This window comes from Pelosinus sp. IPA-1, from assembly GCF_030269905.1.
Lineage (GTDB): Bacteria > Bacillota > Negativicutes > DSM-13327 > DSM-13327 > Pelosinus.
The window spans coordinates 25,045-37,342 of sequence record NZ_BSVC01000017.1 but is presented as its reverse complement, the minus strand read 5'-3'; the positions used below and the strand labels follow the sequence as shown (position 1 = coordinate 37,342).

Genomic DNA, 12,298 nt, shown 5'->3' with positions numbered 1-12,298 from the left:
CAGCTGACTGGTACTAATAGGACGAGGGCTTGACTTAATTTAGTTAGTAGCCTAGCTATTAACGACTAACATGTAGTCTTTCTTCTGTGAAGTTTTGAAGGAACATATGAAAATATGTACTTCTTTAAAAACTTTAATCCGGTGACGATAGCTAAGGGGTTCCACCTGTTCCCATACCGAACACAGTAGTTAAGCCCTTATACGCCGAAAGTACTTGGTTGGAAACGGCCTGGGAGGATAGGTAGTTGCTGGTTAAAGAAAAAACGCTCACTTTATTGTGGGTGTTTTTTTGTTGTCAAATAGATATTGTACTAGGGATAGCTTTTTCTTATTTCGTCGTGCCTGAGATTGGTGAGAATGCTTCAGATGCTAGACGCGACGAGCACACGAACTGAGCAGTACATCAGTACGCGAAGTGAGCGCGCGCAGGAGCAACGAGGCAGATGAGGTATTATCGCCAATCGAAGTACCGAACACAGTAGTTAAGCCCATACGTCGAAAGTACTTGGTTGGAAACGGCCTGGGAGGATAGATAGTTGCTGGTTATTTGGAAAAGCACTCACTTTTGTGAGTGCTTTTTTATTATCAAATGATTATTGTGTTAGTATGATTGGTCGCGCTAGGTTCATATTATTAACACTTTGCCATTAGCATTTAACCTCCGCTTATAATAACATGAGCCTAGTAAAGCTCAGTCTGAAAATAGAAGTGTAGATTCGAGGTGCTAGAGATGTCGAAGACAGGTTATAAACAGACTGGGGATAATCTTGTGCGTTATTAATGAATAGTGGTGGAAGTAAGTCTAAAATAGGATAAATTATATCTATAATGTAAAAGGGATAGAGATATTGTGCAACGAATTTTAAAGATACTAACAATGGATAGGTGATATGTGGATATCTACATAATAGTATTTTTAAGGATTTAGCGAAATTTGATTAGAAAATTTCGCTAAAAGAAAAAGACCACTTCCAAGAAGTGGCCTTTCGGTTATGATAAAAAATATATGTATTAGAATTTTTTATAAGCTTGCGCTTTTGCTCCACAGATAGGACATGCATCTGGTGCACTACCTTCGTGAATATGACCGCAGATAGTACAGAGATAATAGTCAAAGTTTTCTTTAGTATCTAAGCTAGTAAGTGCTTTTTGGTATAACTGAGCATGTACTTTTTCGGCTTCGTTAGCAAGTGTAAAAGAGCGTATTGCCGCAGTAGTATTTTCTTCTGTCTTTGCATCTGCAAGGAATTGTGGGTACATTTCACTAAACTCGTAGGTTTCGCCAGCAATAGCTGCTTGAAGATTATCGGCTGTTGTTTTTACTTTTCCTAAGGCATTCAAATGAGAATGAGCATGAATCATTTCTGCTTCTGCAGCTGCACGAAAAAGTTTAGCAGCTTGTGTATACCCTTCTGCCTCCGCTTTTTTAGCAAAAGCTAAGTACTTAATATTGGCTTGTGATTCACCAGCAAAACCGTCAGCTAAGTTTTTTTCAGTTTTCATTCTTAATTACCTCCAAAAAGTATTTATTATCTATTAACTATTATTATCCATTACTGAAGAAATGTCAAGTAATATTTTCCAAAATTTTATTAATAGAGTCTTTTTACTTATCGTTGTATAAAAGAGGGTGATACATTGTATTATGAAAAAAAAGCAGTTATTCAACACCAAAAAGGAATACATACAAGAGTTGCTGCGATGATAGTGCAAAAAGCTCATGAGTTTAATATGAAATATCAAACTTCAATATTCTTTCGCTATAAAGATCGGGAAAAAATACTAGCAAATAGTTTGATGCTACTTTGTTCTCTAAGAATAAAGGCGGGAGATGAAGTATGGGTTATAGGTAGCGGGAATTATGCTGAATTAGTAGTGGAGCAGATGGTAGCATTTTTAGAAAGTGACTTTCACTTGGACAATGCTGAGACTATTAGTAAAGTTGATAAGTTGCTTCAAGATAATTCTTTTACTGCAGAACAGATTTTTAATAGTATGGCGAATGGATTAATGGTAAGTGATGAAAATGACTTAGTGACTATATTTAATCCCGCTGCGGAAGGGATTTTAGGAATCCCTGCAAGCGCCGTAATCGGAAAAAAAGTATATGACGTAATTCCTAATTCAAGACTACATCTTGTTAATAAATCAGGAATCCCAGAACTGGCTTGTAAGCAACTTATTGGCAATTCTAGTACAATTACGAATCGTACTCCGATTCTAATTGATGGGCAGATCAAAGGTGCGGTTGCTATTTTTGAAGATATTTCCGCGCTAGAAAAGGTCACATGGGAATTACAAGAAATTAAAGAGTTAAAAGAACGGTTACAATTAATTTTAGAATCGGTACAAGATGGTATTTGTGTAGTTAATAAAGATGGATGTATTACATATGTAAATCCGGCGTATTTACGAATTGTTAATCAGCAGTATGAACATTTAGTCGGCCAAAATACAAAAGAAATATCTCCTGAAGGCGCTAGATCTACAGTTCTTTCCTCCGGAAAGCAGATTTTGGGTAATATTAGCCAAAAATCTAATGGAGTGACTGTAGTTGCTAATGTTAATCCTATCATTGTTGATGGGGAATTAACAGGAGTTGTATCCGTCGTAAAAGATATTACAGAAGTTCATAGTTTCATGGAGAAATTAAATCATATTTCTGCTAAAGCTGAGTATTTAGAGCAAGAGTTATGGCGCACGAAAAAGCCAAATCGTGCATTTGAACATTTTATTGGACGCAGTGGTAAAGTGTTAGATGCTTTAGCTATGGCAACCAAAGCCGCGGAAGGATCTTCTAATGTGTTAATTCGTGGTGAAAGCGGTACGGGCAAGGAATTAGTAGCAGAAGGAATTCATTATGCCAGTATTAGAGCGGCAGGTCCCTTCATTCGAGTTAATTGTGGTGCTATTCCGACCAATTTATTGGAAAGCGAACTTTTTGGTCATGAAAAGGGTGCTTTTACAGGAGCTATACGTAGAAAGCTGGGGAAATTTGAATTAGCGAATCAGGGCACAATTTTTTTAGACGAAATAGGTGAAATGGAAAAAAGCATGCAAGTAAAGTTATTGCGTGTTTTACAGAAAAAAGAATTTGAGCGGGTCGGTGGGGAAGTCACAATTAAAGTAAATGTGCGGATCATAGCTGCTACTAATCGAAATTTAGAAAAGATGGTGATAAGTGGAGAGTTCCGGGAAGATTTATATTATCGTCTAAATGTTATTCCACTCTTATTGCCACCATTAAGGGAACGTAAAGAGGATATTCCCATGTTAGTTGAGTATTTTCTAGATAAAATAAGTCATGAACTTAACAAAAACCCTAAGAGTATTAAGAGTGATGCTTTAGCAGTACTTATGCAATATAAATGGCCAGGGAACGTTCGGGAGTTAGAAAATATGATTGAGAGAATGGTGACCTTAACAGAAGGAAGTTCAATCTCAGCAAAACATTTGCCCAGTTATCTAAAAGAAGAACTCTTATTAGAGAAAAAAGAACAGAATAACTTTATTACGGATGACATTGTTTTAACTTGGAATGAGTATGAAAAGTCGATAATAAGATTGGCCTTGGAAAAGTACGGGAGTTTTAATAGCGCTGGTAAGGCATTAGGGCTAACTCATAAAACGGTAGCAGCAAAGGCAAGAAAATATGGAATTGAAAAAACAGTGTCTTGGTAATATGAGACTGTAACTGGTAAAAAGTATCAACGAAAAAGAACTACTTGATACTTTTTACCAATAAATTATTTTCTCAAATTAAATATATTAATTTATACAAAAAAGAACTTGGAATTACCAAGTTCTTTTCTTTGTGTTGGAGAAGATAGTAGTTAGAGAAAAAGACTGAATGTTAAGGCTTTATGCTGCGTTATGGTCATAAGTCGGACAGATTATATCAAATTTATGTTAAAAACTTTATTGATAAGGTAAATTTTAATGTAAGATTCTTCTATTGGCATGAATATTGCTTGTATAACTATAAGTAAGGAATAATGTTTCATCGGATGTAGTCATAGTTCCTTATTTAAATCGGAATCTGCCATAAATGGGATATAAAATAACGAAGGGGAGTAAACAAAATGAAAAAAGTTATTAATGTACCAGAACAGGTAGTAGAGGAAATGTTACAAGGAATGGTGTTGGCACACCCTCAGTATGTAAAAAGAATAGAAGGCTTTGATGTATTGGTAAGAGCCAATGCACCAGAAAGTAAAGTTGCTTTAGTCAGCGGTGGTGGCAGTGGTCATGAACCTTCTCATGCTGGTTTTGTTGGTAGAGGAATGTTAGATGGTGCAGTTGCTGGTGCTGTATTTACTTCACCTACACCAGATCAGGTGTACGAGGCAGTAAAAGCAGTAGATAATGGCAAGGGAGTACTTTTGATTATAAAAAATTATAGCGGTGACGTTATGAATTTTGAAATGGCAATTGAAATGGCAGAAGCTGATGGGATTGTTGTTGACAAGGTGATTGTAAATGATGATGTAGCGGTGGAAAATAGCACATGGACGATTGGACGCCGAGGGATTGCTGGTACAGTATTAGTACATAAAATTACAGGCGCTAAAGCCGAAACTGGTGCAGATTTGGCGGAGGTAAAACGGGTTGCAGAAAAAGTAATCAGCAATGTAAGATCTATGGGGATGGCACTTGCTCCGTGCACAGTACCAGCAGCTGGCAAACCTAGTTTTATACTGGAAGATAACGAAATTGAAATTGGTATGGGGATTCACGGTGAACCAGGCACACACCGTGAGGCATTAAGGTCAGCTGATGAAATTACAGATCATTTAGTAGATAAAATTTTGGCAGATATGCCATTAGGAACTGGTGAAGAAGTAGCGGTACTAATTAATGGGTTGGGAGCTACACCATTAATGGAGTTATATGTAATAAATCGTAAAGTTGCAGCTATACTAGGAGATAAAGGGATTAAAATTGCCAAGACTTACGTAGGTAATTACATGACTTCTTTAGAAATGGCTGGTTTTTCAGTTAGCATATTGAAGCTTGATGACGAGTTAAAAGAATTATTATTTGCTGCTGCAGATACACCAGCATTGGTACAGTTTTAAAGGGGGACTTATTTCTATGGGTGGATATATATTTGAAGCTATAAATACGATAGGAAAAGCGATTATCCGTGATAAACAAATGTTAACAGATTTAGATGCTGCGATTGGTGATGGAGATCATGGCATTAACATGGCAAGAGGCTTTGAGGCAGTACAAGCCAAGATGCAGGCATTAGAAGCAGAAACGGATATCGGTAAGGTGATGAAAACCATTGGTATGACGTTAATTTCCAGTGTTGGAGGTGCCTCTGGCCCATTATATGGTACCGCTTTTTTACGGGCTGCTGGTCCAAGCCAAGGTAAAACCAAACTTGATACTGATACTGCTAGTTTGATGCTAGCAGCAGCTATTACCGGGATTAAGGAACGGGGAAAAGCGATTCGTGGAGAAAAAACCATGTTAGATGCTTTAGAACCTGCCTATGATGCATTTATGGAAGGTGCAAAAGTAAATAAAACTGTAATCGAATGTTTAGAGTTGGCATGTAATGCTGCTCAAGAGGGTGTCGAATTTACTAAAACGATTGCAGCAACAAAAGGTCGGGCCAGCTATCTTGGTGAACGTAGCATTGGACATCAAGATGCTGGGGCCACATCATCTTATATTATGTTGCACGCCTTATTGGAGTTTCTTCGCGGCAATAATTAGGAGGTCTGTAGGGATATGGTAGGAGTCGTAATTGTTTCACATAGTCAAAAGGTCGCAGAAGGTATACGAGAAATGGCATTACAAATGGCTAACCCTAGCCAGCAGATTATTGCTGCTGGTGGAATGGACGATGGTAGTATAGGTACAGATGCATTTAAGGTGAGTGAAGCCATTGTTTTGGCCAATACGGGTGATGGTGTTGCAGTCCTAGTCGATCTCGGTAGTGCAGTGCTCAGTACGGAAACTGCTTTTGATTTTCTGGATGATGAACTGCGTGCTAAAGTAAAGATTGCGGATGCTCCCATATTGGAAGGAGCTATTAGTGCTGTTGTGGAAGCATCTTTAGGAAGTTCATTGTCTGCTGTAATAGCAACTGCGGAAGGTGCACGTACGTTAAATAAGTGCTAAAAAGGATTCCTATCTTGTTAGCTAAGTATCATAATTAATAAGCTGAATGAACCACAAAGACACTGCCACCTCCGGTGGCACACAAAGGAGGGGATCGTGTCCTTTGTGCCTTTGTGGTTCAACCATTTAGTAGGAACTAGCTACTAGATTTTCAATAATAATTTTTAGTGAGGGATACATATGATTGAAAAACAAATTACAATTACAAATAATAGTGGGTTACATGCTAGGCCGGCAGCTCAGTTTGTACAAAAGGCGGCAAATTTTAAAAGTAAAGTTAGAATTACAGGGAATAATAAGACAGCGGATGGTAAGAGTATTTTAGCCGTAATGGGAATGGGCATAAAACAAAATGCTCAAATTAATATTACTGTTGAAGGCGAAGATGAGGAAGAATGTATAAAAGCCTTAGAAGAGCTTATTGCTAGTAATTTTGGCGAAAATTAATAAAAAACCGTTATTACAGGGCTCATACCTGTAATAACGGTTTTTTATTAATTCTATTTAGAACGAGACAAAAATTTAAAAACTTTCACTCCTGTATCCCGCACGCGGCGTATAGGAGTAACACTAACTTTAATTTTGGGTTTCATATCACTGATAGAACCGAAATCACCTCGTTTAATATTGGTAATTTTCGTCTTTTCAGGTTTTAAAAAACGTTTCAATGCATTAGATGCTTGGTTAAGTTGACTGTTGTCGCTACAGGTAAAAACATCGATGGCAGCATATCCTTTTTCTGGGTAACTATGTACACTCATATGACCTTCTGCTAATAGTGCTAACACTGTCAATCCTTGTGATTCAAATTTATGATAAGTGAAATTGAGTAGTGTCATATTGGATTCAGCAATGGCTACTGTCATTGCCTTTTTTATAAATTCAATATTAGTAAGACTTTCAAAGTTACATCCATACATATCAATCGTTAGGTGTCTGCCAATTATTCCCATTATCATACTAAATTCCCCTTTATAAGTAATGATTAAAGCTTATATCTACGTCGTATATTATATGTATTATATAGCATTTCATTATAAATTGATTAACGACAATTGTAAAGTATAATTTTATGTAAAAATACAGAAAATACTGGATATTCGTTTTATGAAAATAAGAGAAGAGTTTTTGCAGGAAAATGTAATTAAATAGTGAATTTTCCCAAAGATAATATATTTCAAGAAAGGAAGATCAAAGATGAGTACAAAACTAACAACGATGCTAAATATAAAATATCCTATCATTCAAGGCGGTATGGCATGGGTATCTGACGGAAAGTTAGCAGCAGCTGTATCAGAAGCTGGTGGTGCTGGTATTATTGCAGCAGGCGGTCGCAATGCCCAATGGGTTGGTGAACAGATTCGTTTAGCAAAATCCCTTACGACGAAACCATTTGGTGTCAATGTACAACTTATGGCATCAGATAAAGACGAAATTATGGATGTAATTTGCAAGGAAAAAGTAGCCTTCGTTACTCTTGGGGCAGGAAATCCAATTCCTTTTTTCTCACAGCTAGATGAGGCGGGTATTAAAAAAATTCCAGTAGTACCTAATGTTAAATTAGCAAAAAGGGTGCAGGAAAAAGGTGCTGATGCGATTGTAATAGAGGGAATGGAAGCGGGAGGTCATATTGGAGTATTAACGACGATGGCTTTAATGACGCAAGTAATTCCAGCGGTTGATATTCCAGTTATTGCTGCGGGTGGCTTTGCTGATGGGCGTGGATTAGTAGCTGCCTTGGCAATGGGAGCATCAGGAATACAAATGGGCACTCGTTTCTTAGTAGCAGAAGAATGTGCTGTTCATTCCAATGTAAAACATAAATTAATTGCTGCAACTGATAACGACAGTGTAGTTACAGGAGCGCTTCACGGACATGCTGTTCGTGGTGTTAAAAATAAATTTACAGATCGTTTCTTAGAATTAGAACGTCAGCATACGTCGGAAGAAGAACTTGCTCGTTTGGCAACAGGTACAAATCGTTTAGCCGCCATTGACGGGGATGTGGAGAATGGGATGGTACAAGCTGGTCAAAGCTTACTCCCATTGACTAAGATAGAGCCAGTGAAAGATATTATTGAGCATATTATTGAAGAAGCTAGTTTGGTGTTAGAGGCGATAAGAAAAGCACCTAATTTACTATAAACAAAATGAAGTTGGGAGACTTAGGAGGAAATTTACTATGATGAATAATGTTCAAATTGCAAAAGGCGTATACTCTGTGGGGGCAGTTGACTGGACTATGAGAGATTTTCATGGTTATGCTACACCCAGAGGTATTACTTATAATTCCTATTTAATTGTAGATGAAAAAATTTGTTTAATCGATACAGTAAAAGCACCTTTTGGAGCAGAATTACTAGAGCGGGTCAGTCAAATAGTTGACCTTACCAAAATTGATTATATTGTGTGCAATCATACAGAACCTGACCATGCAAGTGCATTACCGATGGTTATGGAAAAGGCACCACAAGCCAAGGTCGTTTTGACAGCGCAAGGTAAAGAATCCATCATAAAGCATTATCAAAAAGATTATGATTTCCAAGTAGTAAAAGAAGGCGACGCATTAGATCTAGGTCGTAATCAATTAAAATTTATAACTCTTCCTATGCTGCATTGGCCAGATTCCATGGCTAGTTATCTCACTGGTGAAGAAATTTTGTTTTCAAATGATGCCTTTGGACAGCATATTTGTACGTCAAATCCATTTGATGATGAAAATGAAATCCATGATATTATGCAAGAAGCAGCTAAATATTATGCTAATATTTTACTTCCTTATACGAGACTGGTTGGTGGCGCGTTAAAAAAGGCAGAAACTGTGCCAATTAAAATGATTGCTCCTAGCCACGGCGTAATATGGCGTTCCCATATTGCCGATATTTTGAAGAAATATGAGCAATGGGGTACTGGATACCATGATGATACAGTAGTAATTGTCTATGATACCATGTGGGGAGCAACAGAAGATATGGCGCGCCGTATTTTAGAAGGTGCTTCCGCCTCAGGGGCAAAAGTAAAGTTACATAGACTAAAAACATCAGCGATGAGTGATATTATGAATGACATATTAGAAGCTGGTGGGGTTATTCTTGGATCCTCGACCCAACATAATACAGTCTTAGCAACAATGGGTGGGTTCTTATCGTATATACAAGGATTGAAGCCTGTTAATAAACTCGGGGCTGCTTTTAGTGCCCATGGTTGGGCTGGCGGTGCACAAAAGATCCTTGAGAATTCTTTGGAGGCAGCCGGGATAAAAGTTGAACCTTCTGAATTAGCGCTAAAATGGGTAACGAATAAAGATGAGAAGGAACAATGTTTTAATTTTGGACTAGAATTTGCGAAAAAAGTACAAGCGAATAAAAAATAATTAGAAGAGAAGAGAGCGAAGTCGTTCTCTTCTTTTTGGCATAGATTGGGCTTTATTTGTGTAATACTATAGAAAAGGAAAGAGGGAATTAGCATGTTTACCTGGCACCATGGATTCTGGATCTACTTTTTAACACGTCATCATCCAATGGTTTGGAACTTTTTACTCGGTTCCATGCTGCCGGATTATATTTATATCATCGCAGTAGCGGTCATGTTGCTCCATGGGCAATTGTCATGGATTGATTTGTTACACTTAGACCCAGCTAAAATGATGTCTCTATTACCCATGTATCCGTGGGTTGTGAAAATAGATTTGCTTGGTCACTCTGTAGTTGTTTGGGGGATTGTATTTATTACTGTCTTACTCGTCCAGATGAAAGGTGCCCGAGCCTTTGTCATAGGGTGGGGTACCCACTTACTGATAGATAGTTTGACTCATGCTGCCTATGCAAATTATTTATTATATCCCTTATCCTTATTTAGCGTTCACAGTCCAGTCTCCTATTTTGAAAGCCAATATTTCGCGAGAGAATTTAATTGGGTCAATCGGATGTTAATGTCACTAGCGGTCTTATATTTACTGTATGAGTGGTTAAAAAGGAAAAACAAGCGGTAAGATTACTTTTTTGCGGGAAAGATAATTTTTTTTTTGTCATATAGTTGCAAAAAGTCAAAAAGTCAAATAAAATAGAGTAAAGGTCAAATACGTAGTAAGCAGGTAGGGGATACTATGAGTAATTTAGCAGATATTATTGAAAAACTCATTTTGCATAAACTTGCAAATGAATGTGAAGATATCATTGTATTAAAGCGTAATGAAATGGCGGAAGAAATTGAGTGTGCCCCCTCCCAAATTAGTTACGTGTTAAGTACACGTTTCACAATGGAGCGAGGCTTTTTAGTAGAATCAAAGCGTGGATCAGGCGGATTTGTGCGCATTGAACGTATTCCTGTACATACAATGATCTATGAGGATGCTGCAGAGCAAATTCTTGAGGATACCATATTTACTGAAGCAGTAGAAATTGTTAAAAGTCTTACAGCCCAAGGGATGTTGACAGGAAGGGAGGCTGGTTTGATCATGCATTTTTTTGATCTGATTTATAAACACATAGAACCAGAAGAAAGAGCCCCTATGTTACGATCCTTAATACTCAAATTGGCAGAATTTACGTAAGGAGGGTGTAATATGTTGTGTGATGATTGCAATAAACGTACAGCTTGTATGCATATTACCAAAATAGTAAATAATCAAAAAACAGAAAGAAATTTATGTGCTGAATGTGCAAAAGCTGCCGGTGAAATTAGTTTAGCATTTGATACTCAGTTCTATGTTCATGACTTTTTAAAAGGTATGTTTAATCATGGACTTTTTGCTGATTCTAAAATAGTCGAAGGGCAAGCTCATTGCCCCGAGTGTAAAATGACTTATGATGATTTTAATCGAAAAGGAAAAGTAGGTTGTAGTGCTTGTTATACGGTTTTTGGAGAACAATTTGATCCGTTACTAAAACGAATTCATGGTGCAAGTAGTCATACTGGAAAATTCCCTAAACGTAGTGGGAGTACATTGAAGATTAGGCAGCAAATCAAGAATTTGCGTCAGCAATTAGAGCAGTATGTACTAAATGAAGAGTATGAAAAAGCTGTTATCTTGCGGGATGATATTAAAAAATTAGAAAAAGAAATTGGCTTAAAGGGCAAGGAGGAGTAGCAAATGACAATTGAAAATTTGCTGAATCAACCTTTCGTGTACTGGATGAGTAGTGGTGCACAAGATGGTGATATTGTTCTTGCCAGTCGCATTCGCTTGGCGCGCAATTTGGAGGGAATACCTTTTCCACAAAGGGCCAATGCAGAACAACTGTCTCAGATCGTGGCTCAGGTTAAACAGTCTTTATGTGATTTAAATATAGATGGACAGTCAGAGTATATGTTTCTTGATTTAGAAAAGTTACCTCTATTAGAAAGGTTAGTATTAGTTGAAAAACATATTATTAGTCCCAATCATGCCCGTGAAGCAGGGAATCGAGCCCTAATTATAAAACAGGATACAACAGTAAGCATTATGGTTAATGAAGAGGATCATCTGCGGATACAATGCTTAATGCCGGGACTTAACTTAATGGAAGCTTTTGCAAGTGCCAATCAAGTAGATGATATTATTGAAAATAAGCATACGATTGCCTTTAATGAAGAATTAGGGTATTTAACTTCTTGTCCCACTAACCTAGGTACGGGACTCAGAGCTTCTGTTATGGTACATTTACCTGCGTTGGTTCTCACAGGACAGATTAATCGAATCGTAAATGCCGTAACTCAGCTTGGTTTGACAGTTAGAGGCTTATACGGTGAAGGAACGGAAGCGGTGGGGAACATTTTTCAAATATCTAACCAGCTTACCCTGGGCTTTACGGAACAGGAGATTATTGATAATTTGTACAGTGTAGTCAAGCAAGTAGTAGATCATGAACGAACGGCCAGGGGTGGTCTATATGCAGAGACTACAGATATGCTAGCTGACCGGGTATGGCGGTCTTACGGTATTTTAAAATATGCCCGTAGTATGTCAGGTCAAGAGGCATTGTCCCTTCTCAGTGATGTACGAATGGGATATGAATTGGAAATTATCAAGGATGTTCCAGAATGTAATTTTAACGAACTTATGGTGATTACTAGACCAAATTTTTTACAAAAAATGAGCTGTCGTCCTGAACTAAGTGGAAATGATCGTAAGAAATTAAGGGCTCAAGTTATTCGAGATAAGTTTATGAAGGAGGAGAAATAA

General features: G+C 37.5%; 13 protein-coding genes and 1 rRNA gene. 12 read left to right on the top strand and 2 right to left on the bottom strand.

What is annotated here, in order from left to right; translation table 11 throughout:
* Nucleotides 1-137: 137 nt before the first annotated feature.
* A 5S ribosomal RNA gene (gene rrf / locus QSJ81_RS25175) occupies nt 138-254 on the top strand.
* Nucleotides 255-1,011: 757 nt separating this feature from the next.
* Here the strand turns inward: rrf and QSJ81_RS25170 are convergent.
* Complete coding sequence (locus tag QSJ81_RS25170) at nt 1,012-1,503, bottom strand: rubrerythrin family protein (RefSeq protein ID WP_285720043.1); 492 nt, start codon at nt 1,501-1,503, stop codon at nt 1,012-1,014.
* Nucleotides 1,504-1,638: 135 nt separating this feature from the next.
* Here QSJ81_RS25170 and QSJ81_RS25165 point away from each other — a divergent pair, with 135 nt between their 5' ends.
* The 5 genes from QSJ81_RS25165 to QSJ81_RS25145 all read left to right on the top strand — a co-directional run bounded on the left by QSJ81_RS25165 (nt 1,639) and on the right by QSJ81_RS25145 (nt 6,582).
* Nucleotides 1,639-3,681, top strand: coding sequence for a sigma 54-interacting transcriptional regulator (locus QSJ81_RS25165; RefSeq protein WP_285720042.1), 2,043 nt, complete (start codon nt 1,639-1,641; stop codon nt 3,679-3,681).
* A gap of 401 nt (nt 3,682-4,082) precedes the next feature.
* Nucleotides 4,083-5,078 carry a dihydroxyacetone kinase subunit DhaK gene (gene dhaK, locus QSJ81_RS25160; RefSeq protein ID WP_285720041.1) on the top strand — a complete coding sequence of 332 codons (996 nt, stop codon included), beginning with the start codon at nt 4,083-4,085 and terminating at the stop codon, nt 5,076-5,078.
* Between the two features lie 16 nt (nt 5,079-5,094).
* Entirely contained in the window at nt 5,095-5,727 is a 633-nt protein-coding gene (gene dhaL, locus QSJ81_RS25155) for a dihydroxyacetone kinase subunit DhaL (protein ID WP_285720040.1), read from the top strand.
* 15 nt (nt 5,728-5,742) lie between these two features.
* Nucleotides 5,743-6,135, top strand: coding sequence for a dihydroxyacetone kinase phosphoryl donor subunit DhaM (gene dhaM, locus QSJ81_RS25150; RefSeq protein ID WP_285720039.1), 393 nt, complete (start codon nt 5,743-5,745; stop codon nt 6,133-6,135).
* Between the two features lie 180 nt (nt 6,136-6,315).
* On the top strand, nt 6,316-6,582 hold the full coding sequence (locus QSJ81_RS25145; protein ID WP_285720038.1) for an HPr family phosphocarrier protein: 267 nt from the start codon (nt 6,316-6,318) through the stop codon (nt 6,580-6,582).
* 53 nt (nt 6,583-6,635) lie between these two features.
* Here QSJ81_RS25145 and speD read toward each other — a convergent pair whose 3' ends face one another.
* Nucleotides 6,636-7,094, bottom strand: a complete 459-nt coding sequence (gene speD, locus QSJ81_RS25140; protein WP_285720037.1) for an adenosylmethionine decarboxylase — start codon at nt 7,092-7,094, stop codon at nt 6,636-6,638.
* A 238-nt stretch (nt 7,095-7,332) separates the two neighbouring features.
* Between speD and QSJ81_RS25135 the strand changes: the two genes are divergently transcribed.
* The 6 genes from QSJ81_RS25135 (at nt 7,333) to QSJ81_RS25110 (ending at nt 12,298) form a co-directional block, all read left to right on the top strand.
* Nucleotides 7,333-8,280 (top strand): nitronate monooxygenase, encoded by a 948-nt coding sequence (locus QSJ81_RS25135; RefSeq protein WP_285720036.1) that lies wholly within the window; start codon nt 7,333-7,335, stop codon nt 8,278-8,280.
* Between the two features lie 37 nt (nt 8,281-8,317).
* Nucleotides 8,318-9,508, top strand: a complete 1,191-nt coding sequence (locus QSJ81_RS25130; RefSeq protein WP_285720035.1) for an FprA family A-type flavoprotein — start codon at nt 8,318-8,320, stop codon at nt 9,506-9,508.
* 93 nt (nt 9,509-9,601) lie between these two features.
* Complete coding sequence (locus QSJ81_RS25125) at nt 9,602-10,126, top strand: hypothetical protein (RefSeq protein WP_285720034.1); 525 nt, start codon at nt 9,602-9,604, stop codon at nt 10,124-10,126.
* Between the two features lie 114 nt (nt 10,127-10,240).
* A complete protein-coding gene (locus QSJ81_RS25120; RefSeq protein WP_285720033.1) occupies nt 10,241-10,687 on the top strand; it encodes a CtsR family transcriptional regulator in 447 nt (148 codons plus the stop codon).
* Nucleotides 10,688-10,699: 12 nt separating this feature from the next.
* Entirely contained in the window at nt 10,700-11,224 is a 525-nt protein-coding gene (locus tag QSJ81_RS25115; protein ID WP_285720032.1) for a UvrB/UvrC motif-containing protein, read from the top strand.
* Between the two features lie 3 nt (nt 11,225-11,227).
* On the top strand, nt 11,228-12,298 hold the full coding sequence (locus QSJ81_RS25110) for a protein arginine kinase (RefSeq protein ID WP_285720031.1): 1,071 nt from the start codon (nt 11,228-11,230) through the stop codon (nt 12,296-12,298).